This window comes from Pseudomonas sp. DP-17 (assembly GCF_022380625.1).
Classification (GTDB): Bacteria; Pseudomonadota; Gammaproteobacteria; order Pseudomonadales; family Pseudomonadaceae; genus Pseudomonas; species Pseudomonas nitroreducens_A.
This window is the reverse complement of the sequence record NZ_JAKSXG010000015.1, coordinates 1-25,291: the sequence shown is the minus strand read 5'-3', so window position 1 is coordinate 25,291 and position 25,291 is coordinate 1. Positions and strand designations below refer to the sequence as shown.

At 55.3% G+C, this 25,291-nt stretch carries 16 protein-coding genes; 11 read left to right on the top strand and 5 right to left on the bottom strand.

From position 1 onward, the window contains the following. Window positions 1-205 precede the first annotated feature (205 nt). The 7 genes from MJ122_RS23855 to MJ122_RS23825 all read left to right on the top strand — a co-directional run bounded on the left by MJ122_RS23855 (window position 206) and on the right by MJ122_RS23825 (window position 14,575). The gene (locus MJ122_RS23855; RefSeq protein WP_239746244.1) at window positions 206-943 is read left to right on the top strand and encodes a phosphodiester glycosidase family protein; all 738 of its coding nucleotides are present in this window, start codon (window positions 206-208) and stop codon (window positions 941-943) included. Then, window positions 940-1,857 carry a hypothetical protein gene (locus MJ122_RS23850; RefSeq protein WP_239746243.1) on the top strand — a complete coding sequence of 306 codons (918 nt, stop codon included), beginning with the start codon at window positions 940-942 and terminating at the stop codon, window positions 1,855-1,857. The genes MJ122_RS23855 and MJ122_RS23850 overlap by 4 nt, the downstream gene beginning before the upstream one ends. A 1,556-nt stretch (window positions 1,858-3,413) precedes the next feature. Continuing rightward, on the top strand, window positions 3,414-3,959 hold the full coding sequence (locus MJ122_RS23845) for an ankyrin repeat domain-containing protein (protein WP_169939644.1): 546 nt from the start codon (window positions 3,414-3,416) through the stop codon (window positions 3,957-3,959). 261 nt (window positions 3,960-4,220) lie between these two features. Then, entirely contained in the window at window positions 4,221-10,892 is a 6,672-nt protein-coding gene (locus MJ122_RS23840; protein ID WP_239746242.1) for a DUF3320 domain-containing protein, read from the top strand. Between the two features lie 104 nt (window positions 10,893-10,996). Further along, window positions 10,997-12,091 (top strand): DUF4236 domain-containing protein, encoded by a 1,095-nt coding sequence (locus MJ122_RS23835; RefSeq protein WP_239746241.1) that lies wholly within the window; start codon window positions 10,997-10,999, stop codon window positions 12,089-12,091. Window positions 12,092-12,199: 108 nt separating this feature from the next. After that, window positions 12,200-14,164, top strand: a complete 1,965-nt coding sequence (locus tag MJ122_RS23830; RefSeq protein WP_169939647.1) for a hypothetical protein — start codon at window positions 12,200-12,202, stop codon at window positions 14,162-14,164. Between the two features lie 219 nt (window positions 14,165-14,383). Beyond that, a complete protein-coding gene (locus tag MJ122_RS23825) occupies window positions 14,384-14,575 on the top strand; it encodes a competence protein CoiA family protein (protein ID WP_239746240.1) in 192 nt (63 codons plus the stop codon). Between the two features lie 1,025 nt (window positions 14,576-15,600). Here the strand turns inward: MJ122_RS23825 and MJ122_RS23820 are convergent. Beyond that, the gene (locus MJ122_RS23820) at window positions 15,601-15,984 is read right to left on the bottom strand and encodes a hypothetical protein (RefSeq protein WP_239746239.1); all 384 of its coding nucleotides are present in this window, start codon (window positions 15,982-15,984) and stop codon (window positions 15,601-15,603) included. 173 nt (window positions 15,985-16,157) lie between these two features. Between MJ122_RS23820 and MJ122_RS23815 the strand changes: the two genes are divergently transcribed. Next, window positions 16,158-16,652 (top strand): ProQ/FinO family protein, encoded by a 495-nt coding sequence (locus tag MJ122_RS23815; RefSeq protein ID WP_169939651.1) that lies wholly within the window; start codon window positions 16,158-16,160, stop codon window positions 16,650-16,652. 447 nt (window positions 16,653-17,099) lie between these two features. Next, a complete protein-coding gene (locus MJ122_RS23810) occupies window positions 17,100-18,092 on the top strand; it encodes an ATPase (protein WP_239746238.1) in 993 nt (330 codons plus the stop codon). Between the two features lie 160 nt (window positions 18,093-18,252). Here the strand turns inward: MJ122_RS23810 and MJ122_RS23805 are convergent, their stop codons facing one another. Next, the gene (locus tag MJ122_RS23805) at window positions 18,253-18,495 is read right to left on the bottom strand and encodes a hypothetical protein (RefSeq protein WP_239746237.1); all 243 of its coding nucleotides are present in this window, start codon (window positions 18,493-18,495) and stop codon (window positions 18,253-18,255) included. A 584-nt stretch (window positions 18,496-19,079) separates the two neighbouring features. Further along, window positions 19,080-19,799 carry a hypothetical protein gene (locus MJ122_RS23800; protein WP_169939654.1) on the bottom strand — a complete coding sequence of 240 codons (720 nt, stop codon included), beginning with the start codon at window positions 19,797-19,799 and terminating at the stop codon, window positions 19,080-19,082. Between the two features lie 494 nt (window positions 19,800-20,293). On the opposite strand from MJ122_RS23800, the gene MJ122_RS23795 reads away from it, so the two are divergent. Further along, window positions 20,294-23,116 (top strand): UvrD-helicase domain-containing protein, encoded by a 2,823-nt coding sequence (locus MJ122_RS23795; protein ID WP_239746236.1) that lies wholly within the window; start codon window positions 20,294-20,296, stop codon window positions 23,114-23,116. A gap of 48 nt (window positions 23,117-23,164) precedes the next feature. On the opposite strand, the gene MJ122_RS23790 is transcribed toward MJ122_RS23795, so the two are convergent. After that, window positions 23,165-23,953, bottom strand: a complete 789-nt coding sequence (locus MJ122_RS23790; RefSeq protein ID WP_169939656.1) for an NYN domain-containing protein — start codon at window positions 23,951-23,953, stop codon at window positions 23,165-23,167. A gap of 126 nt (window positions 23,954-24,079) precedes the next feature. Between MJ122_RS23790 and MJ122_RS23785 the strand changes: the two genes are divergently transcribed. After that, on the top strand, window positions 24,080-24,472 hold the full coding sequence (locus MJ122_RS23785) for a hypothetical protein (RefSeq protein ID WP_239746235.1): 393 nt from the start codon (window positions 24,080-24,082) through the stop codon (window positions 24,470-24,472). A gap of 53 nt (window positions 24,473-24,525) precedes the next feature. On the opposite strand, the gene MJ122_RS23780 is transcribed toward MJ122_RS23785, so the two are convergent. After that, on the bottom strand, window positions 24,526-24,891 hold the full coding sequence (locus MJ122_RS23780) for a histone-like nucleoid-structuring protein, MvaT/MvaU family (protein ID WP_169939658.1): 366 nt from the start codon (window positions 24,889-24,891) through the stop codon (window positions 24,526-24,528). Window positions 24,892-25,291: the final 400 nt, after the last annotated feature.

Below are 25,291 nucleotides of genomic sequence, written 5' to 3'. Positions count from 1 at the left end.
ACCACCGCAGCCCTACACCTCACCGCGCTATCACCTGACAGAGTTTGGACGATAGTCCAGCGTGGTATCATGGCAATTTGATAACAAGAATCTAGGATTACGCTTGAAAGGGATATCGCTGAAGCCGCTTCTCCTGGCGTGCTTCGTACTGTCGTCCGCCGTACTCCAGCCTGCTGCCGCTGAGCCCCTCCTCTCCGAACTCTCCATGCATCACGACATGGAAACTCGCCCGCTGCCCGGAAACGCCGAATTGGTCGTCCATGGTCTTGGGGAGTACCAGTTGGTTGAGGTCTTCATCCCTGCCGATAGCTCGAACGTCACTGTCCATGACCTTCGCGTGAAAGGAGTGGCGGTAGAAGCCTATCGAGAGCTGAGCACCCCAAACACCATTGCAGTCGTTGGCGGCGGCTTCTTCGGTTACGACGACCAGGGGAAAGAGTCTCCTATCGGGCTCACTCGAGAAGACAACGTAAGAAAAGTCTCCCTCATGCCATGGAGCCATGGCGGGGTGCTGGCATCTGATGGGAAAGGCACCATCCGGATTTTCCCTGCAGAAAGCGCAAAGCAAGGCGGACGATGGGCCTACGCCCTGCAGTCGAAGCCGATCATCATCCTCAACGGAAGCGTTGATGTCGCAAAAAATCCTCGGGATGCCGATTACAACCGAGTGGCGGTAGGTACGACTCCGAACGGCGATATTCTCATCGTTGGTCTGTTCCACGGATTTGGCCAAGCCGCGACGCTGGTGAGCTTCTCAAAGTTGTACAAACAGGTGTCGGAGCGCCGGGGGCTAAAGATCCTTCGAGCGCTGGCAATGGATGGTGGCGCCGGGGCGCAAATATTCGTGCCCCAAGTGGACATGAGCTTCGGCGACACAGGGCTTTCGTACTTCCCCAATGCAGTTCGCTTTGACAGCAAGCTCGGGAAGAACACCAAGCAATGATCTCGAAGAAAATCGGCGACTTCATCAAACGCCATAAGAAGAAGGCTGTAACCGGCGTCCTTATGCCGTTCGCAGGGTGGGCCCTCGCCTATTTCAAAGACCCGATCATGGCCTCAATGAAGAATCAAGAGGCCCGCGTCGAGATATCCACCAGCACTCAGAAGGTTGAGCTGCACAAGAGAGTCGACATCGCTGCACGGGTAGACTCGCTAGGTCTCAGCGACCTTTCCCCGGGCGCCATTTCCCTAGAAAGCGATCCCCAATACATCAGTATCAAGCCCAGCAAGAGCGTGAAGCTGGAGGGTATGTCAGGCTCGCAACCGATCGATAACCTACCGGAGGTCAAGGCGATCAAAATCGCTCCCAGCCCGGTCAAGATCACCGCCACCTACGTATCGGGCGATCTAAGGGTTGAGTCGAATGCACTCTTCATCGAGATCATCCAGCCCAAGAAAGTGCTTCATCCCCACTTTGATCGGAGCGACACGAGCCGGGTAAACCTGTCCGGCGAGTGGATCATTGAGGTGGGTGGAGACCCTGGCAAGATGATCATCGTGCAAAGACCGGACAACAGCATCACCGGCACCTACGAGATACCACAAGCAAGATGGCCGCGCGGCACGATTTCAGGCTACAAAGACGGGGCCACGTTCCGAGTGCACTTCTCCATCCCTGGAAAGGAGAAAACGGAAGATCTACGGGTGGCAGGCCACTTCGAGATCCAGTCCTCCAACGGGGACTACATTGAAGTCACCGGATGCGCGTACCACCTTCGACGTTCGAGCGCGGTCTACAACAAGGTGGGAACCGAAGGCGTCGACTGTAGCCGGCCGGCCTACTACAACAAGTGGAAAGTCCTTCAGTCCGCTACCTTCTACGCCACTGCTCCATTCGACAAACAGGATCAAGATTGATCAGGCAAGGCTTTCTGAGATGGGCATCAGTCTGGTGGCCGAGCTCATCCGGAGGTACCCAGACATGAACAATGCAGCATCAACTACGTCAGTCTCCTGCGACGTCTGTGGCAACGTACAGCAGGAGTTCGCGACTCTTGGCGCAGCCTGGAAAGCACCATCAATACACCAAGGCGAGCGCTATGAGCTACACCTCTGCGAACCCTGCTTTTTTGCGACGCTCGGTCATCTGAAGCGAGAGCGCCAGGTGAACACAATGTTCAGCAATACGGATGAGGACTTGACCCGATTCGGGCTGGCCTGAAACATCCTCTCTCAAGGCGTACAGCGCCAACAGCATAGAGACTCTGGCTCCTCTATCTCGCCGGCTTATAGCCGCGGAGCGCTAGCTTGTTACGTTCGGCAATGCTGCCAGACTGACTCAAACCAGGGCAGGCCGAAGGTGCCGCCTAACAAATAGCCGCAGAAAATCTGGACGTACCATGGCAGGGGATCTATCAATAAATTGGCCCTTTTAGCCCACCACTGTGTGAAGTTTTTGGGGCCGTAGCAACGGACGCTCGCATGCCCGATGAGGCTGCGAGGACGAACGACCCTTTATCTTAGGAAGAGATATGACAGACAGACGCCCCATTAATCGTGACGTCACTGTTCCAAAACCTGGTGGTGGTGAGCAGCCTCGCTCCAGAAACAATGACGGGCGGATACGCGAAAAGCGTAGTGATGCAGGTAAGCCACGGAAGAAGTGATTAGCAACGATCACGTCTGAGCACGGGGCCTGCGCACTTAGCAGATGCCAAGTGGCAGCAGGCTTCCCATGAGTATGAATAGTTGTCGTCTTTGAAGACCTGTCAGACCCTCGGGTAGCAATACGCGGATTGATGCGCTCTACGCTCTCCTAGACATAGGTCAGTTGCTGAAATCTGGCGTAGCAGACCCACACCAACATTGCCCGCTCCAGCGACACGGCTCCATGAGTCGAGTTTGTCGTCCCCTTGGATTGGTCGTAGCTACCAATACATCGCTACTTTCCACGCAGTGGGCTAAATGCTATTCGGGCCAAAGGAGGTACCGTTCCTATAGAGCTCCGGAGCATTGCATGAAAGCAATCAACCACCTCACGAGAGCTTTTTAGCAGCCAGAGCTTAGCCGCAGCCTACGGCTGCGAAGAAGGCGACTTCATAGTTGAGGCCTCAGGCCCGTCGCCAAAGCAATTTCAACATGTAGGTAGCAGGCCGCAAATCCTTAGCCTCCGAACAGTGGGGCGTCGACCGACTTGATTTTAGGTCGTGCCTCTGTATTTTCTTTTGGTCTCAAATATAAGAACTCCGTCGCGAAGAAAATTTTTCAAGGGGCCCCAAAAAGAAAAAATTCAAACAACTGTTTGAATCAACCCCACTATTGGCCTCCAGCACTAACAACTCACCCTCTGCTCAACCAGGGGAATACTACGTAGACCCCGGCTTAGAGAGTCTTCGTTAGTGCCAGAGATCAGGCACAACGTCGCCCTCTGCCGACAAACCTCGCCCATCCAACCCCTCTGAAGGAGCAGTGCTGTGAGCGGATTAGCCAATCGTATTGAAGCCGCCTATCAAGAGGCCAAGAGCGGCCGCTGGAAGGACGTCATGGCCCTTTGGGCAGATGCCCCGGCAGTTGCTCGGCGCTGCAGTCGCTTTCAGAAAGAAACATCCGGCTGGACGTTCCTACATCAGGCTGCCTACTTCGGGCACGAGAAGGCGTGCCTAGAGTTGATTCGCCTTGGGGCAGCCGTGTCAGCACTTTCTGTAACCAGAGAGAGCCCTGCCGAGGTTGCAGCAAAACACGGCCATTCGAATATCGTGGCCCTACTCCGCAGAGCACATGTCGACGAAGAATCACTATGGTCAGCCCCGAGCGATCCGGACGTGCTCCCGAGTAGCCATGCGTGGAATGATGCGACTGAGCGTCGAGCTGCCGAAAATCTCTACGTTGCATATGCCGGCGGGACGCTCGAGATCCTCAGAGGATCAAGGTATTACGTTGACGCATTCGAGCGCGTACTGGTGGGCTGGCACGGCACATACGACCCACCGTATGGGATGGATGACATGCCACTTATTTGAGCAGCACCTGTTCAACCCATCACGTTTGCCCAGATGCTCGCTCAGCGCAATTCGCTTTCTCTGAGTTATTCCTCTATTTCCGCTTTACCAAACTAGATCGCCTTAGCAATACAGCTCGTCAACTCGACACATTGGCCACTCGCCATCATAAGTGTCAGCCGATAGGATGACGCGATGCATGGAAGCGCGCGCCGGGGACTGTCCGGTTCGAGAGTCTTCCGACACCTCGCCGTTTGGCTAGGTTTGGACAAGGAGATCGGCATGAATGACGACGTTATCGAGCAGCCGGATAGTGCGCTGCCTCAAGACTCACAGGCCACCGTCCAGGCAGTTGAGTCTGCCCCAATAAAGACAGTTCGCATTCAGGCCACGCTGGTCGGGAAGCTGAACCTGGCCGACTTCCAGAACTCGGTACCGGTGATCCGAGAGCTGCGCCTGGTCAACGATACTGATCAGAAATACAGCGGCCTTGAACTCAAGCTTCTCTCCGACCCGATCGTCTTCAAGACCAAGACTTGGCATATCGATTCGCTAGCCCCAGGTACATTTCTCCCCATACCCGGGCTCGACCTGCAAATCGACGGCGCAATGCTCGCAAAGCTGACAGAAGCTGAGAGTGCATCCGTCACCTTTCTCCTGACAGCAAAGGGCAACGGCGATGATTCCCTCCAAGAGGTTGCCCGCCTTGAGCTTGATCTAGAACTCCTACCGCGCAATCAATGGGGCGGCCTTTCGCATATCCCCGACATGACGGCGGCATTTGTGCAGCCCAATGACATGGCGGTCGAGCGCTTGTTGAAGAAAGCCGCTGAATTGCTGCGATCGCAGGACAAGAACCCTGCCCTCAATGGATACGCCGGAGGGTCAGCACACGCGTGGGAAATCGCCTCTGCAATCTGGGCTGCTGTCGCCGCTCTTAAGCTTGACTACGCACTCCCCCCCTCCAGCTTTGAGCAGTTTGGCCAGAAGGTACGCAGCCCTAGCCATATCCTGGAGAGTGGGTTGGCGACGTGCTTTGATCTGTCATTGCTGTTCTGCGCAGCGCTGGAGCAAGCAGGCCTTAACCCTCTTCTGATCTTCACACGTGGGCACGCGTTTGCAGGCTTCTGGCTCAAGGCCGAGGAGTTTTCAAACAGCACCGTCGATGACATTACCGCTCTACGCAAACGCATCAAGCTCAATGAGCTGAAACTGTTTGAGACCACGCTGATTACTCAGCCAAGCGTCCCGCCGCTTTCTTACGCAATAGAACGTGGCACCCAGCATCTGGCTGAAGGCCAGGAACGAGACTTCGAGCTTGCCCTAGACATCCGACGTGCACGCCTGCAACGGATCAAGCCCCTGGCTAACGCGGAGGCAACTCCTGCACTCGCCAGCCAAGCACAGGAGCAGAGCCTGGTCGAGCCGGAGCTTCTCATCGACTTGCCTCCTGACCTACCTGATGAGGCTCCGGTCGAAGTCGATATCGCCTCGCTGGATCCGAAAGATCGCCTCGCACGCTGGCAGAGAAAGCTCCTCGATCTGTCGCTGCGTAACAACCTTCTCAACTTCAAAGCAGGGAAGAAAGCAGTTCGGCTAGAAGCCCCAGATGCAGCAGCTCTGGAGGACATCCTCGCCAGCGGGAAGCAGTTGAAGCTACACACGCGTCCAGACCTAATGGATGGTGCTGATCCGCGTGACCAAGCTTTGCATGAAGAGCGTGAACGCGAAGACCTCCGGCGCCAGCATGCTCTGGATGCGCTCAAGCGTAACGAAGTGTTCGTAGGACTACCTGTTACGGAGCTCGACGCACGCCTCACCGAACTCTATCGAGGAGCGCGAACAAATCTGCAGGAAGGCGGTTCCAATACTCTCTTCCTGGCACTGGGCTTCCTGACTTGGACACGAGAGGACAAGGAGAGCCAGCGCTACCGAGCTCCATTGATTCTTGTACCGGTAACGCTTGAGCGAAAGAGCGCTCGTGCGGGCTTCACGCTGGTTATTCATGACGACGAACCGCGCTTTAACCCAACTCTGCAGGAGATGCTCCGCCAAGACTTCGAGCTAAATCTTGGCATAGGTGAAGGCGAGCTCCCGAAAGACGAGTCCGGTCTCGATGTCGCACTCATATGGAAAACGGTTCGCCAAGCAGTTAAGGACATCAAGGGCTGGGAAGTCAGCGAGGACGTCGTGCTTTCGATGTTCTCGTTTGCGAAGTACCTGATGTGGAAAGATCTCTCGGAGCGCTCTGAGGCCCTCCGCCAGAGCCCAGTGGTCAAGCACCTGCTGGATACCCCCCGCGACGCATTCGAGGGCGGTAGTAGCGGCACGTTCCCGGAAGAGCGAAAGCTCGACTCTCAGTACAGCCCGCAACAAGTTTTCTGCCCGCTCCCTTCCGACTCTTCGCAGCTCTCTGCAGTACTGTCGGCGGCGCAAGGTCGAGACTTCGTGCTGATCGGGCCGCCAGGTACCGGTAAAAGCCAGACGATCGTGAACATGATTGCCCAGTTCATTGCGCAACAGAAACGCGTGCTGTTCGTCTCGGAAAAGATCGCAGCCCTGGACGTTGTGTATCGGCGCCTGCGGGAAGTGGGCCTGGGTGAGTTTTGCCTTGAAGTCCACTCGAACAAGTCAAAGAAAACCGAAGTCCTTTCGCAATTGCACTCCGCGTGGGAAGCCCGCGGCACAGCGGATGCAACGACCTGGCAGGTTGAGGCCCAACGCCTGCAGGGGCATCGCGAAATTCTGAATCGCTACGTAGAGCGGCTCCACGAGCGGTACCCCAATGGGTACACGATCTATAACGCTATCGGCGTGGTGAGCACGAATCAGGATATAGCCCCGATCAACCTTGCCTGGACATCGCATACACAGCACCAAACCGCTGATTTGCTCGAAATGCGGGAGATCGCTGACCGTTTGGAAGTGAACGCCCAGGCGGTAGGTTTTAACTCCCTAAGCCAACACCCTCTCCAACTTATTGGAAACAACGACTGGTCGCCCACCTGGCAGCACCAAGTCGTAGACGCAGCCCGCGAACTGGGGCCTGCCATTCGCGTAGCGCAAAACGCCGCTGAACGCTATTCAACAGCGTCCGGCCTACCGACGTTGTCGGTCAATGCAAGAACGCTAAAAGGGCTTGCCGGCCTGGCAAAGATCCTTCCCTTCGCCGCAGGGCAAAACTGGAGCTTCGTCCTGCGTCCGGATGCACGGGCAATTGGTCAGCGACTGGAGGCCGGTCTCAAACTTGTTGAACAGCACCGTGCTCTCAATCAGGCACTACCTGCGTGCTGGACGGCTAGCACAATTGAAGATTGCCAACGGGGGCTCAGCCTGCTCGCACGGCATCTGGAGCTTAAATCTAGGCTTCCACAGCCTTGGCCGATAGCGACAATGATTCAGCTGAACCAAGGTCTAGAGGTGTTCAGCGAGCTCGATCGTGTAACTCAAGCTCTTTCGGTCGGCTACTCCGAAGCAATTGAGGCCCTGGATGTGCGAGCTTTGCTGAGTGAATGGGAGCTAGCCGGCAAATCATTCTGGCCGAAGTCCTGGCTCACCCAACGCAGAATTCGAGCACAAGTCGCAAGCACCCAAACATCGCCTTCTACCGCAACTGTTACCGATGAGCTTCAGCGCTGGATAGAGATACGTGAGCTTCGGGCTCGTCTGGACGCACTTGAGCCGGGCCAGCACTCCAGCGCCATTTGGAAGGGTTCGAAGACCGATCCCGCACTTCTCGCCGTGGCCATGCGCCTGCAGGCAGCACTTGCAGGCTCAGTCGAAGGCCGCCCATGGTCTGACCAGGGTTTTGAACTCATCACCCAAGGCCATGCTGGAGTAGCCTTGAAAGAAGCTCTAGAGCAGATGCGAGAAGTGCGTACTGTTGAAGCCGACATCTCCGGCTTAGGACAGCTCAGCACTGCCACGGGAACACTTTGGGACGGCCTGGAGACACAGTCCAAGACACTAGCAGCGGCCTTGACGTTCCAGCGCGCACGACGAGCCGTCCCGCAGGAAGGAAGTCTGGAGGACGAACATGAGCTCGTTGCTAATGGATCTTGCGGAGAGTCACTTCTCGGCGAGCTGAAGACACTCCGCCAGCGCGAAGCAGTTGAGCGGGAGTTGAGCGATCTGGTGGATTTGCGCGAGCAGACCGCCGGCCTTTGGCTGGGATTACATACGAAGGAAGAGGCTGTTTCTCGTGTGCTCAAATTCCACGCCCACTTGGCTGGAGCTATTTCGGCCCTTGTCCAAACACCAGAGCATGTTGAAGGGGTGAAATCAGCACTCAGCCGCCTGCTTGGCGATGCCAATGCCCTGCTAGAACCAGAAGGACAGCTGGCTCGAGCAGGAACAGAGCTGCTGGAATCGTTAAGTAAGTACAGCATCCAGGTGCAGAAGCTCGTCGACGCTGGCCAGTTCCTGGACGCTGACGCAGCAAGTTTTGCGGAGCAAGAGCTCGACCAACAACACCTGCAGTGTGAGCAGCTGGTGCAATCCGCCAACGGCCTGCATGCTTGGTGCGCATGGAAAAAAGCCTGCGATGAAGCAACTGCACTGGGCTTGCTTCCTCTAGTCGAGGCCCTGAGAGCCGGTCACGTATTGCAAGGATCGGTACGCAAGACCTTTGAGACGAACTACGCCCACTGGTGGTTGAATACGGCCGTTGATAATGAGCCGGTCATACGCACGTTCGTTAGCGTCGAGCACGAGCAGCGGATCCGTGACTTCCGTGAGCTCGATGATCGTTTCAACTCACTCACTCGAGACCTGCTGCGTGCCCGCCTTTGCGCCGAATTGCCCACTCAAGACTCGGTAAGCAAGAGCTCGGAATGGGGCGTATTGCGACATGAGATCACGAAGAAAACGCGCCACCTTCCTCTACGTGAATTGATGTCGAAAATCCCCGACGCTCTGACCAAGCTAACCCCATGCTTGTTGATGAGCCCGCTCTCCATTGCCCAATACTTGGCTGCAAACTCGAGCGTCTTCGATGTAGTGATCTTCGATGAGGCTTCGCAGATTCCGGTATGGGATGCGATTGGCGCAATCGCCCGCGGCAAGCAGGTGGTGATGGTTGGCGACCCCAAACAACTTCCGCCAACTTCTTTCTTCGACCGAGCGGAGTCCACTCAGGATGATGCTGATGTCGAGGCTGACCTCGAGAGCATTTTGGATGAGTGCATCAGCGCCAATTTACCGATTAGAAATTTGAACTGGCACTACCGTAGCCGGCACGAGAGCCTGATCGCGTTCTCGAACCAGAGGTACTACGACTCCAAGCTGGTGACGTTCCCCTCCCCTGTTACCAACGATCGTGCTGTCAGCCTTCACGTCGTCAATGGGGTGTACGAAAAAGGCTCCGCGCGTACCAACCCGGCAGAAGCTAAAGCGCTAGTTAACGACTTGCTGGGCCGACTGCGCAGCCCTGGATTCCGCGAGAGCAAGCTGACGATTGGCGTTGTGACGTTCAACGGCGAGCAACAGAAGCTGATCGAAGATCTGCTCGACACTGAGCGTAGAAAAGATCCCACACTCGAAAGCTACTTCTCTGAGAGCGAGCTAGAGCCCGTCTTCGTGAAGAATCTGGAAAGCGTGCAGGGCGACGAACGGGACATCATGTACTTCTCGATCACCTATGGCCCTGACGCCACAGGAAACGTCGCAATGAACTTCGGCCCGCTCAATCGAACTGGCGGCGAACGCAGGCTCAACGTTGCTGTCACGCGGGCCCGTCATGAACTGCGAGTTTTCAGTACTCTCCGTGCTGAGAAAATCGATCTCGCCCGTACTCAGGCGCTCGGCGTTCGCGACCTCAAACACTTCCTTGAATTTGCCGACCGCGGCGCCCGGGCACTCGCAGAGATCGATACTGGAAGCTTGGGTGGTTACGACAGCCCGTTCGAGGAGGCCGTTGCAAACTCCTTGCGCCTCAAAGGGTGGCAAGTTGTCACTCAGGTCGGCGTGTCCTCGTTCCGAATTGACCTGGCCGTCGTCGATCCCGACGCTCCTGGTAGATACCTCGCTGGCGTGGAGTGCGATGGAGCCACCTACCACCGCAGCGCTACAGCTCGTGATCGGGACAAGCTGCGTGAGCAGGTACTCAGAGGACTGGGATGGGAGATTCTTCGCATCTGGTCGACAGACTGGTGGATTGACGCTCTAGGGACGGCTCAGAAAATCCACGAGCGTCTTGAGGCACTCTTAGTCCACAGCAGGCAGCAACGTGCAGCACGTGAAGTTCAAGAGCAGCTCGCTGCCATCGCCGCAGCAAGTGAGATTTCGAGCAACGACAACGTCATTGAGCTCCATAGTGGGAAGCCTGAACCTGAGGAGTTGGAGTCCTCTCCTGCTGCCCACTCCGATTCTTCTCAAGAAGAAGATGAACTTCCAAGCTTGCGCTATGCACGCTCGGATATTGACTCGACTCGCTCATCGACAGCCTTCGCCTCCTATCGTGAAAGCGACCCGCTAAGCGCAGTTGAGGGCGTCGATCCTGACGCCTTCCTCGAAACAAGCTACGACGCTGTCCTGGGCATGATGATCAGGCACGTGATCGAAGAGGAGGGCCCGATCCTCGACTCAACGCTCGCGCGCCGGATAGCCCGCGTGCATGGGTGGACTCGGACGGGCTCTCGCATTCGCGATCGAATCGTGAGCGTCGCAGATCGCGAATACAGCAAGGTTGAAGAGGACGCAGGGCAATTCTATTGGCCCCGCCGCTTACCGAACCGCGAAGCCATCGCGTATCGGCAGCCGGCAGACGCAGACAACATCCGCCCAATCGATGAGATCTGTAGCCTCGAGCTCCTCGCACTGGCGCGCTCGTTCGCAGACCAAAGCCTCGTGGGTGATGACTTGGTTTACGCCATGGCCCGCGAGCTAGGTGTGAGCAAAGTATCTGCATCAACCAGAGCGCGGATCCAAAGCGAGATCGACAAGCTGTTCACCTAAGCAACCTCTCGATCGGATGAGGCACTGCGTTGCCTCCCTAATAAAGACCATGCGGTGGAGGGAGGCTTCACCGCAAGCAACCAGTCGCCAGGCCCGGAGGGAACATGGGTTTGTATGTTCGTAAGTCAGTACGAGTTGGCCCGTTCAAATTCAATCTGTCGAAATCCGGAATCGGCGTCTCTGCCGGCATCAAGGGACTTCGAGTTGGCACAGGCCCGAGGGGCAACTACATCCATATGGGCCGCGGAGGGCTTTACTACCGACAGACCCTCTCCCCCGCAGCACCCGCTGCTACGCGGGCAAAACCAACGCGCCTTCCTGCACCAGAACTCATAGAGCCCCGATCAACCACACATGCGCCACTACAGGAAATTGAAAGTGGCGAAATCGGGCTAATGGTGGACTCCTCGTCTAAAGCGCTCGTCGACGAGCTCAATGTCAAGCGCAAACGCTTTCGCCTCTGGCCCCTCGCTGCCGCGCTGACGGTTGGCGTGTACATCCTCCTAGCCAATAAGCAGCTCCCTCCCTGGGCTGGCCTCACCGCTCTAATCGTTGGAGGCCTGCTAACAGTAGCGACCTATTACTGGGATCTACTGCGAAAAACCACAGTGATGCTCTATGACATTGAGTCGGAATACGCCAACTTCGTCGAGCAACTACACGCGGCTTTTGACGGGGTACGAAGCTGTCGGGCCACCTGGCATCTGCAGGCCAAAGGGAAGGTACTGGACAGCAAGTATCACGCCGGCGCCAGTCACTTGGTAACCAGGGGCTCCATAGCTCTGACACTTAAGAACCCACCGTTTGTGAAGACAAACGTCGCCACGCCAAGCATTCCTGTAGGTCGCCAGACGCTCTACTTCTTCCCCGACAAGGTGCTTGTTTTCGAACCCAATGGCGTGGGCGCCGTGTCCTATGAAAACCTGCGAGTGGACATCTCAACTACCAATTTCATCGAGGACGGGGCCGTTCCAAAGGACTCCGAGATCGTCAGCACTACCTGGAAATTTGTGAACAAGAAAGGCGGGCCAGACAAACGCTTCAAGAACAACCGCAAACTGCCAGTAGTCCGCTACGAGGAGGTTCAGTTCTCCAGCGATACGGGTCTGTTTGAGCGCATCCAGATCTCCTGCGTAGGACGCGCCTTGGGACTGGCACAAGCCATCCGAACCATTGGAAATGTAAAGGCAGTGCGCTAGCGGGCGCCCAGTCCTGAAAAATCCTACCGACAGAGGCTTCGGACGGCGCTACCTACAACCCAATGCCGATCGCCTCTGCCTTCCCCAACGCTTACGAAAGGATTCGCGATGCGCGCACTACTACTGGTGGTTGGACTAGCTGCGTCTCTTCCCTCGCTTGCTACAGAGTTGACTTGGTCGGTAGAGAACGGCTTTCCCCTCTTTAGAGGAACGGAGGCATTCAAAAAAATCAAAGCCGCGTGGTCGCCAGGCATGTCGGCCGCTCAATTTCTCGCATCACAGGACGCAACAAGCCTTAGGGCATTGCTGCCAAAGACCTCCGAGACCCTGTGGAACCCTGCTACCGGGTTATACGAGAAGGCAGCTCTATTCAGGCGAAAGCACACGATCATCCCCGTAGTAAGCGGGGTGCCGCTCGGTGCTAAATGCACCTGGTTCGTCGACGGAAAGCAGTACGGAAAATCTGCCCCATGTGAAGACGAATTCAAGATCGACCTGCCCGAATCAGTGAAGATCAAGCTTACGGTTGTGCCCTCTGAGGGGGACGAAGGAAAAGCCGATGTTTTCATCAGAACCCGTACCATCCTTGCGTTCGGGGACTCTTTCGCTAGTGGCGAGGGTAACCCCGATAGAGCAGCGGTCGGCACAGATGCTTCAACTCAAGGACTTGAGAAAGGCAGCGAGATCCTGAGCTCTCGCAACATGGCTGGTTGGCGTTTCTCGAGCGGAGCAGACTGGTGGGACACTACCTGTCACCGCTCACTTCTCTCCTGGCAGTCTCTGTATGCGATGAAGATCGCGGTTTCTGAGCCGCACATGGTTGTCAGATTCGCGTCCTTCAGCTGTTCGGGTGCAGAGGCCTACGACGGCTTCTTCCGCGCTCAAATCAACCCTCCTGCAGATGACATTTCCAAGCGCGTGCGGATCTGGGACAGTCGCGATGGAGGTAACTATCTGGAGCTCACCCCAAGAGTCGCGGGCCAACCGCCTGAAGAGGCCGAACTCGACAAAAAAGCCCTCAACAAGTCACAGCTGAACGCTGCCATCCACCTTTTGTGTCCCGAGACACCTCATCGTGGTGGGACAGTGAAGTACCGAAACGAGGTCACAGCGCTCGGTAGCCGCAAATACTACGGAGCTGTAAAGGTCGACGCTTGCAGCAAAGCCCTACAGCCTGTCGACGAGGTTTTGATGGCTTTCGGTGGCAATGATGTTGGTTTCGCCGGGGTAGTGACTTGGGGACTGGTACCTAAGTCGATCTACCGAAGTGATTGGTCAGATTCGAGCAACGTGCTCTTGAAGGTCGCAGGAGAATCCAACGATGCCGCCAAGCTCGGGTGGCTAACGATCTTGCGAGGAGTTCTAAACGTCATTAACCCAAAGGACGGAGCCAGAGCCTCTCAGGAAAACATGTCGAATCTCTACTCTGATATTGGCCAAACCCTAGAAAAGAACCTCGGCATCTCAAGCTCAAAAGTCAAAGTCATGCTCTATCCCAATCCCCTTCAGTCACCGCTGCCAAAGCTCTGCGGAAAACGCTTGGACATGGGGAATGTTGCCATGACAGAGCGAGTGGTGAAGCAGTCAGGCTTCTCCAGGGCGTTCCATGCTCGCGCCAAGTACTTCATGTTCCTGATTGATCCGGAGGACGCGCGATACATTGAGAATAGCTTCATAGCCCCGTTGAGAGCCGACCAACAGCGAGCGATCAATGCACTGCAATGGGGAACGATTGACTCTCAGCCTGCCTTCGCAGGGCGATCACTCTGCTCTGTTAGCCCCGAGTGCGAGACGCTAGGGAACTGCTCGGTTGACGACAGGTTTGCGTGGACAAGTAACTCCCCCCTCGCCTCCCCGTCGATGACTCCACTGGGTAGCTTTGCAGAATGGAACGCTCACTCGAGTACCCGAGTTCGCTCACTGAGAACGGGCAACGACGCATTCATGACACAGGTGCGATTCAACCCCAAAAACAGAGCAATTTTGCCGGACTGGTTTAATGGATCAGTGCATCCAACCTCCAGCGTTCATGCAGCAATCGCTGACCTGATTGAATACCCAAAACCCGAGTGATTCGAGCCGCGCACCATTTGATCGGCATTGTGCGAGCAGATCTTGGCTCCTCACATCGCTACTGCCCGTACCCTCTGCCCCCGCAGAGGGTATAGAGCCAAGTGAGCGCATCGGGGGTGAGCACTTTTGCCGATTTCAGCTATCAGGGTCACGAGCGCATCTGCTTAGCTAAGGGACGCTAAGCAATCCGCCGAGCTCCACTCTGCCTCAGAGGCCTCAATGAAGTACGCCAATGTCAATGGTGTCCGCACACCTCCCAACCCTAAGCTACGCGGTATCTGCCAACTCTGCGGCTCGGAGGTAATTGCAAAGTGTGGCAAGTATGTTTCTTGGCATTGGTCGCACCGGTCAAAGGCTAATTGCGATCCCTGGTGGGAAACAGAAACCGCTTGGCATCGCGAATGGAAATAACGCTTTCCTGAAAGCTGGCAAGAAGTCTCCCTAAAAGACGCCCTCACCGGCGAACGACACATAGCCGATGTACGTACCAAGCACGGCGTGGTGGTGGAGTTTCAGCATTCGAGTATCCATCCAGAGGAAGTCCAATCCAGAGAGTCGTTCTATAAACGGATTGTCTGGGTGGTGGATGGAGCAAGAAGCGAGTCAGACAGAACCTTCTTCTTTATGGGACTCAACAAACCCAGTATTGACGGTTACGCATCATTCGAGTGGATCGGACGAGGAAAGCTTTTCAATCGTTGGCATACCACGAAGCCAGTCTTCATTGATTTTGGTAATGAGCATGGCTTTTGGCGGGTATTGAAGTTCAATCCGTCAACCAAGCGCGGGGTAGTGAAGATCGTTGACAGATCAGTCTTTTGTGCGGAGCTAAGCAACGGAGTCACCGACTTTAGCAATGGCGGTGGGCCTGCAAGCCATCCGTCATAGCACACTCGCTAAAAATGAGACTATGATTGACCGACAATATGGCATGGATAACACTCCTAAAGATTCGGAATAGTTACCTCGCCCTCTCTATCATTAACTTACATGAACTGATAACACATGATAGCTCCTCACTCGACGTCCAAGCGCCCAATTCCATTCGAGCTGGAGGAGGACTATCTGGATCCACCGCCTGAAGGATTCAATCAAGCGGATATCGAGCACATCTGGTGGACTGTATCGTCTCGGATGAGCAAGAAGCAGATTAGGGCTTGGCTGGTTCAAACGATGGACGCTAAGTCCAACGGCCATAGATTCAAGGGATTCCTCTATTCATCCATTGCCGATGAGAAAGGCCGAGGGCGATATCCGCGAGGCATCGTGACTGTGTTGAGGCAGGTACTGCGCCACCGTCGCTTAATGCCTGCTGATCACCGCCGAGAAGCGAGCCTCATCGAGATGGAGGTATGGCATTTCTTATCTACTGCTGCACTGGCACTCTGCCCTAATGAGGCATTGCCAGCGCATCTGCGCACCTGACTAGAAAACGCCTACACATTCTGCTGAAACGAAAAGCTCGCTGGAACGCAGTGCTTCAAGGCTTCACGACGTAGATGAGTATCAGCGAGGCAGCCCAGGCTGCCGCGCATTCGGAGTAGATGAGCAGTGGCAATGGACGACACGCCGCATCGGGATGCTCTATATTTCATATCCTTTTCCACCTTAAAGCCGTCACGCATCCAGACAAACAGCCGGTAAAGCAACGCGGGTAGGCAGGATAGAACCGCAGAACCCACGACAAAGAAGAGCCAGCCTTGCACTGAAAGGTTTGCATATCCGTGTGAGGAAACCGCCGCAAAAATCACCCAGCCGGCGATCAATAGGACTTCCAGCACAAGGCAGACTCTCCGAACTCCCTCTGGCAATTTTTTCACTTGCTATCCTCGTCTTTGGCTTCAAGATTGGTCGCTAACGCAGCGGTCGGTGAGATCCGGAAATTTCAGCAATCTATGAAAGCAGCGAGTTTTTTAGCCAGGTTTAGATGATCTCTGGAGCTGCATGGAATACTCTCCCCCTCGCAACCAACTTCGAAGCTGTGAATTGAACGATGAGTTTTGAGCAACTAGCTGGGCTACGCGACCGCCTTCGGGCTGAAAAAGAGCAAGCAAAGACTGAAAGCACAATGCCTCTCAAACGGAGGCCATTCCCACAGGCAAAGTCTCGAGGCAAGGATCCCGCAGTTGAGGCAATATGGCGATTGCAGAAGCAGTTTCCATTAGCCTTCCCTGCCAACCCCAACCCGAAGGTTCCACTTAAAGAAGGCATTCTTAAAGATGCTGAGCAACACCTGAAGGAGCTCAGAATCACTGCCGACCAACTCAAGCTGGGCATTGCTGCCTGGTGCCGGGGGACGAGGTATTGGGCCAGCATGGTGGAAAATGCCCCGCGGCTCGACTTGAATGGTCAACCCGCCGGCACAGTGACCGCGGCTCAAGCACAGTACGCAAAGCAGCAGGCTTTGCGGCAACGCAGCGAAGAACGTCGAAAACGTGCGCAGTCGAAAGCCCAGGCGTCCGCTCCCTCCGTCGAAACCACAGCATGATGCGATGGAACCTAGTTATCGCCCCTCTTCAGCAGAGGCGATAACGTTCCCCTAATCTCCGCTAGACCGCGGTCAGCATCGAAGTCACTGGCACTGCGTCCCGGGGGAATGGGTGATACTGCAATTCCCCTTCAAATTGGACTTCGAAATGGGCGTCAACGCTCACCTGGCAGCAGAGCAGAACAGCCAGAACCCGGAAGCAAAGGTGCTTTTTCATGCAGAACTCCTGATGGTTGGTGTACATCCAGTACACCCGATCGCGAATCTACTGTGCCCCCCAATCCGCCCCTCTGAAGGGTACAGATAGACGCTAGTTTGCCGCGCACAGGCAGCCAAAGGATCTTCGGTTGCCTCATGTGACGCCCGAGAAAAGCCATCAGAACCTTGTTGCCTGAGGTACCGAGCACGGCATAATCCAAGCTCGTTTGGATCAGGAAATCCGTGCTGATGTCGATTAAAACGCCTATCACACGTGCCTACTGTGTACAGCTGGACGAGGTGCTTTCCATCTCCGAAGCTCGAAGGGCCTTTTTCTCAACTCCAGAACCTCGGCGGCGCTTCGACTTCCTTTGCTCGAGTGAGGCCTGCAGGCGACCTGGTATCGAGGCGAAGATCACAGCTGTCAATTACGACAGAAAGCCAAGCGACACCTACAAGGCGGCTCACTTTCGGGAGAACCCTAGCTACAGGCACGCGGCTGAATGCGATTGGATCTTCGATGATGAGGACGAAGGGCCAGATGGCAGGTTGCCCGGTGAATCAGAAATCGAAGCCGATCGACGTCATGCGAAGCGAAAGTTGCATGATTACATCGACACCTTTGATCCGACTGTAGAGCAGACAGCTTCTCGCAAATCACCAGCCGAACCTGGTGGAGAAGCCAGAGACGGTACCGAAAAGAACCTTCGCACAAGCGCCGGTCAGGCGACGAAGCAATCTAGGAACCATCGCACCAGCAGCCTAGAACGCCTAGTGGAATGCTACAGACATGCCCGGCAAGAGCTCTCAGAGGACGAGTTCAAGGCCATGAGACTGTGCGTGGTCGGTGAGGGTGAAATGCCGCTTTCGCAGTTCTTCAGGAAAGTCTCTTTCGCGAAGCTCGGCGCCCACAATCGAGTTCTCCACGGCGGAGCTCGCTTTGATCGCTGGTTCGGAGCTGGCTTCCGACTACGGTTCATCGACTGGTTGGATAAGAAGCCGGTTTTTCTCTACGTATCCAAAGAGCAAATGAACGAGTACCGCTTCAGAAACTACCTGGATGGGATTTTGCGAGATGAGGAAGCTGACTACTTCCGTGTTTTCGCCATTGGGGAGCTTGCTCTGTCGACTAGCGGGAAAAGCATTGACCTGAAGGTCACCGACCTCCGGCGGTTGGTTGTGATTCCAGGCCAAAAGGCTTCCGCCCCCGAGAAACAGACTCAATCAGATCAAAGGGAATAAGCTGCCAGTCCAAAAGCTCGCACTGTTCCGGCGTAGCCGGGCTAACCGCAACGCTAAAGCTCACAGATCAGAGAAACTATCGGGGCCTATCAGGGGTAAATTTATAGGGACTAACTTCCGTTTCTATCCGGATAAGGTGTACGACCTGTTCGGAGTCTAGTCACCAACGATCAGGCATTTTTCCTTCTCTCACGAGCACATCCCAAACCTCTTCCAATGTGGCATCGATCCGCTCATCGAGTAACCAATCACCATCTGCTGTGTGCCTTACCCAGGTTGTGCCCACCCCCCAAAGGATGCCGTGCTCCTCGTCGCCACTCAGAATGATGTCTGCAACGATCGCGGCCCAAGCGGAGGCTGCAGGCGAAAACGGGTTGAAGCGAGGCTGATCTAGTGAGTCCACGCAGCTACTCCTATCGGTTCCAAATCAACGTAGAGAACGCCGGAGCTTGCGCTGCGAAATGGGCTGCCATCCTCGACACGCCGGATGCTTCTCGCAAGCCATGAAGGGGCGTCGAGGCTTGCCAGTAAGTGTCTTGTCATGGACTTTCATCGGCCCGCCGCAAGTCGGACAAACATCCGCAGCATAACGCGCAACTTGACGAGATTGCTGCTGGGGCAGGCGAGGGGGTAGCGCCTTGGAAGATGCCGTTGGAGCGACGGGTTTCCGGCGAAGCTTTCCTACGAGCCAGAAGAGCCCAATGGCGCCAAGAACGAACAAAATAACAAAGCCGCCGCTCCCGGAGCGCCCCCTGCCCCCCCGGCGTGAACGCCAGCCTCGACCTCCCCTGCCGCCCCTTGCGAGTGCAGTGTCTGTGACAACACATGCGCAGGCGATGAATAGCGCGCGGCGAGTGAACTTTCTTTTTTCCATATCCCTTCCTTGGAGCCGCAAGCCAACGGAGCAATCAAATGCTAAACCACGTGAATGCTATTCACCGATTGCTCTCGCCGCAGGGCCTTTGAGAGCAGAAGCAAACATCGAAACTAGGACTCAATCGCCCGTGAGGGCCAGTGCCAGAAATCCGTGCTGCGATGGCTAATAACAGAGCCATGGGGGTGCTTCCTAACCTCATAGGTCTTCGGAATCTCCGCCCCGTTCCCTCCGTTCTTGAAGTAGTCGCGAACAGAGAAAAGGGCCGATCTCCTAAGGAAATTCCATTCACTCTGCAGAGCCACTTGGCGCTCGCGCTTTGCCCTGGCCATGCCCTTTTTCTGCCCGGCAGCTAGTGCCTCAGCACTTGGCACCCTATCGCACTCGTAGATGAAGTCGATGCTTCCAATCATCCACTTCGCTTCCCTTTCGGCACGCCAGCTGTAGCTCACACGTACGGTCAGCTTTTGGCTGAAGAAAGTGGGTTTGTCGACCATATCGTCCACAGTGAAGAGCATTGAGTCGTGCTCTTCCTCTTCCACAACTCTCCTCCTCTCCTCAACGGCATGGATGAGGTTCCTTCCCGCGCGAAGGAGGGAATCCATAGTCCGGTCACGCTTCGTGGGTGACTTCGCCTGTCTGTGCTCAAGCAGAGCTCGTTCGAATGCATGAAGATTTGTACCGACAAACTGGCCGCACTCAGTTAGCCCCAAACCATGCAGCTGGCCTGACTGCCCTGAGTGAACGAGATTGTCGACTTGCTTGCGAAGCTCCGTCATATTCAGCGCTTTAAGCGCCTCTCGCTCGAAGCGAGAAGTATTGATCTCTCCCATCCACTGTCTTCCTTGCGTTCCCTGGTAATGGTTGCAAGACCGCGCACGTGACGCCTCAAGCGAGAGCACTCCACAGGCTGTATCCAACCTTAGGATTATGCGGCGCTGGCGAGACGCTGTCGCTTCCACCCGATCACCTTACCGATCGCTCCCATACTTCTCCTTCTAAAGCGGAAAGCAACTTTCGCCTCCCTCCACTTCCTGGCTGTTATGCGCTTTGAGTCGGCGATGAGTTCGAACGTGAGCAGCTCTAACTCGCCAATGACGGGGAACAGGGCCTTGCGACCTCAGAGTCAGAGATGCTGAGCATGCATGCAGGTCGCCATTCGTAAATCCCCCCGTTCGGCCATAGCACTAACTCGCGCCATACCGCAAAAGGCTGACGCGACTGATGCCATCACCGTTAGATTTCGAAAGTGCATTGGGTTACAAAGGCTCTGGGGCGGACTTTTTACCTGCTCCAAATCGACCAGGCGTAAGGTCGATGACGACCCATGGAGACCGGTTTGGAAACGGAATGCAGCTGGACACCCACGAGATTTGGCAGGCTTTTTACAAACTCTCCCAAGTGGGAAATTCGCCTGATCGGCGAGCGTTTGGAGCTTCTGATCTCAGGAAGGACTATCTCCCTTCAGATCGATGGCGCCGCTCCTGTCAAGATCAAACGAGGGTGGCTCTGGGCCTCCATAAGCTACGCAGACGGCCGAGTCAGTGGGCTGCCAAAATCAGCAGTGAAGCAGTTAAACCAAGTCATTTCAGGCGTGGTTGATGCTCAGAAAGAGCGGGCACAGCAGGACAGAGCCGCAATCTTCACCAATACCTTCACGTTGATTCGAGGTTGGCTTGTCTCGGTCTCGAAGCAGATTGTGCAGGCCAAAGCAGAGAAGCGCTGGATCACGTCCGAGCAGCAGGATCAACTGACGCAACTGCGCCCCCTTGTCCCAATGACGAGTCCGCAACTGGACAAGCTGCTGCTGGATGTTGACCTGCAGCAGCGCACGAACACCAAGCCAGAAGAGGTTCAGCAGGCACTGCAGTATTGGCGTGCCAACTGGCAAAAGACTTGGGCAACGATCAACGAGAAGCACACTGTCCAGGAGCTGGCTGACAATCAGTTCTTGCTTGGAAACGTTGAGCGGAAACCGCTAACCGAAGAGCAGGCTCGCGCAGTCATATGCTTCGACAACCGCGTTCAGGTCGTCGCCTCCGCCGGCTCAGGAAAAACATCCGTGATGGTGGCCAAAGCTGCATACGCCATTCAACGAGGCTTCGCGCGCCCTGAAGAGATTGTGATGCTGGCCTTCAACAAGGATGCAGCAGAAGAACTTGCCGAACGAGCAAAGCGATCATTCGAGCGAGTTGGGATGGCAGGCGCTGCAGTGAGTGCGCAGACCTTCCACAAGCTCGGCCTGGACATTATCGGTGCGGTCACTAAGAAGAAGCCCAGCGTTCCCGATTGGGCCATCGAACAGAAGCAATCAATCGAAGTGCTATCCGACATCGTCGATAGGTTGAAGGACTCCTCGCCGGAATTTCGAATCCGCTGGGACTTGTTCCGATTAGTCTTCGGCCGTGACCTGCCATCGTTCCGGAATCGAAAAGACCAATCCTCTCCAGGCTCAGACACCAGCGATCGCACCTATACACTCCGTGGCGAATATGTCCGTAGCGTCGAGGAATGCATGATCGCCAATTGGCTCTTCTACAACGGGGTCAACTACGTCTATGAACCTCGCTACGAGCACGATACTGCGACCGAAACGCACCGTCAGTACCACCCAGATTTCTACTACCCCGAATTAGCCCTATACCACGAGCACTTTGCCCTGGACGGGAACGGGCAACCGCCTTCGGATTTCAAAAACTACCTTGAAGGCGTTAGGTGGAAGAGAGAGCAGCATGCAGTGCGCGGCACCAGCATGATCGAGACAACGTCCTTCCAGCTGCAGCAAAACACCTGGATCGAGCACCTGACGACGGAGTTAACGAAACGCGGAGTAGTTCTGGATCCAAACCCCGACCGCCCGATTCCTGCCAACGGCCAAGCGCCGATTGCCCATCAAACCCTTCTTCAACTGCTCCGCACCTTCATCACTCACACGAAGAGCAATTGCCTGACGGCAACAGACCTCTCAAAACGAATTGATCTTCTAGATAGAGACGCTTTCAAGCACCGCTATAGGATGTTCCTCGACATCCTCCTCCCGGTACTCGCAGCGTGGAACAAGAAGCTCTCTGACGACAAAGGTATCGACTTTGAGGACATGCTGAATCTGGCAGCCCAATACATTGAAGAGGGACGCTATCGCCCGCCCTATCGCCTAGTAATGGCAGATGAGTTTCAGGACGCTTCACGGGCTCGCGCCCGCCTCTGTCAGGCCCTAGTCAAAGCACCTGGCCGCTTCTTCTTTGCGGTGGGAGACGATTGGCAATCGATCAACCGCTTCGCCGGCGCCGATGTTTCGGTTATGACGAGCTTCAAGGAGCGATTTGGCTCTGGGCAGATACTGAGGCTCGAAAAGACGTTCCGCTGCCCTCAAGGTATTTGCGATGTCTCGAGTCAGTTCGTGAGCAAGAACCCGGCACAGCTGAAAAAACAGGTTCAGTCAGTCACTCCAGCTGTAGGCCCTACGCTGCAGGCTTATCAGGTTAAGACGCGCGACGAGACGAAAGAAGCAATCGCTACCTATCTCGCGTCGCTAGTTAAAGGGCTTCAGGATGGGTCGGTTCCTTCCAAGCCAGACGAGAAGATCAAGGTCTACGTACTGGGTCGATACAACCAAGACAGAAGGTATATTCCAGACAACTGGGCAACAGAATTTGGCCGGTACATAGATCTGTCCTTCCTCAGCATCCACCGATCAAAGGGGGCAGAGGCTGACTATGTAATTCTGCCGGCCATGGTTAGCACCAAGCGAAGCTATAGCTTCCCTAGCACCATTGCGGACGATCCAATTATGTCCTTAGCCATGCCAGGCGGAGAGACCTACCCCTTTGGAGAAGAACGGCGGCTGCTCTACGTCGCCCTTACCCGAGCGAAGCGATCAGTCGCCATGTTCACAGTGAAGAACCAGGTCTCTGTCTTCTTGAAGGAGCTTGTGAAAGACGGCGCAGTGAAGGTGATAGACCCTGAGGAGGGGCAGCCACAGCGACAGGCCTGTCCCGCTTGCAAGGTCGGCGAGATCGTAAAAAAGACCAGCAAATACGGGGACTTCTTAGCTTGCTCGAACTATCCAGCCTGCGAGTACAAGCCACCTAAGCGCGCCTCCGCGCCGAGGAAGACGACCTATAGGCGGTATCCGAAGCGAACCTTCTAGCCCAATTCGACCGCTTGCCGTGGGCTCCCTGCAGACATCCCCAAAAGGCTAGCTAGTTGTCGCCTCGGGCTCTTCGCTTAAGGGCTCGGACTTGGGTGCAAGCATCACCGAGTAGTGACCGCCTGGTTCCTGGATCGAGACCAACAGATCGTAGGTCTTGATCATGTCCAAGAGACCAGAGTGGCCATATGTTTTGGGCGAGAAAGCGGAGTCAGTTCGCTTCAAGTAATTGCCCAGAGAGCCCATCGACACCTTCCCATCGCTCGTATTGCTGGCCATCAGAGACACAGCTTCGACGACGAAGCGAGGCCTGAGCTTCACAGGAGATTTTGGCGGTTCGGCCTTCTTCGGCGCAGAGACGGCCACAGCATCGTTTGACGCATCCTGAGCTAGCTCCGGGCGGCTCCACTCGGAAAAGTGATCACTCGCGTTCCGGAGCGCAGCCGGAGTCTTTGACTCGCCAACAATGCAGACGACAGCCCCACGCTCTCTCAGCTTGCGGCACAGATAGGCAAAGTCCGAATCACTCGTAACTAAGCAGAACGTATCAGCACGCTCATCAAAGAGCGCTTCCATTGCATCAAGAGCAAGCGCGATGTCCGCGGTGTTCTTCCCCGCAGCATACTGATACTGCAGACACGGCGTGAACGCTTGTCGAACGAGAGCATCTTGCCAGCGATTGCCAAGCGTTGCGTGATTGCCATATCCACGGCGGAGCACCACACGCCCATACTGAGCTGCTACACGCAAAGCGTGTTCGAGTATGTCCGGAGAAACGTTATCGCAATCCACTAGCACCGCAACGCGCGAGTCAGCCTCTGAGTGGCCAGAATTCATCCCTGTCTCCTGAGTTAAATAACGCGAAGAACACCTGTCCTCATCCTGGAACTGAACCATACAGATGAGCCCATATCAACTCATCAAGAGCCCCCTCGATCATCATAAGCCCCTAGGTTAGGATCAGTGACCAATCGCTCCGGAGCCATTCCTATGGAGTGCCAGTTTCCTCAAGTTCGCGAACGCTTGAATGGTCGACGATTCGTACTAGCCCACCTCAGCCCTCAGTCTACTGAAGAGCAAGCTGTGTTCAGTTTCTCTGTTGAGGGCGACGAGATTTGGGGGTCGTTCCGCGGCGGGAAAATTGGAAATGGTAACGTGTATGGCAAGGCCAGAGGCCCAGACTCCCTGGAGCTTCTTTACCATTGCACAACCATTGATGGCGAAGAGCTTGCCGGCTGGTCTAGAGGTAAGGTGAAAGCTACCCCCTCAGGAGAAACCATTCTTTACATGGCATGGGGCTGGCTTTCGGCAGCAACGGGAGGTGAGGAACCAACCTACATCGAGCTCAACCATTAGCAGTTTGTTGAGCTCGTAGGGCAATAAAAAAGGCCGCTTTCGCGGCCTTTCGGTTACTTCTGAAGCCACGACTCGACTTTATCTGCGCCGTACTTCTCTTTCCAGGCTTTGAGAATTTTGTGGTTCCCACCTTTCGTCTCAACCACCTCACCAGTCTCAGCGTTCTTGTAGACCTTCAGAGCACGGGTTTTACGGGGGGCAGCTGCGCGGGCGCCACGACGACCATTCGATGCGGCAGACGGATCAAGGATCGCGACCACATCGTTGAGGCTCTTATCATAATCTTTCATGAGCTTCGTGAGCTTCTCTTCGAACTCAAGCTCTTTCTTCAGAGCACCATCGTGCTTCAGCGATTCAAGGTAGGCAATTTGGTCAGCCAGAGCCTTCTCTGCTGCACGGAACTCGGCGATTTTCGACATTTCTGGACACCAATATTGAATGTGTTATGAGTTTTTTAATTTAAGCACAAATTGTCAATTTACCTCAAATGTATTTCATTTAAAGTCATGTCAATCGACGGGCTCACTTCACGCACAAAATTGATGCCCATCTACGTTGATAGAGACTTAACGGCCTGTCTGAAAGGCTCAGGCGCTCTAACAGAAAATCGAGCATTGCCAGGCGCGGCCCTATTGAGATGAATGGTGATACCGGTGCTACGAAGCTGCTGTAACAAGGCTTCCGTGTCACCCTGAATCGCCCCTAGTTTCGTAGACACCTCCAAGCCTCATAATGAGGCCCATTAGGAGGTGCCATGAGCAACCAGCGTTACCCCGAAGAATTCAAAATCGAAGCGGTCAAGCAAGTGACCGAGCGCGG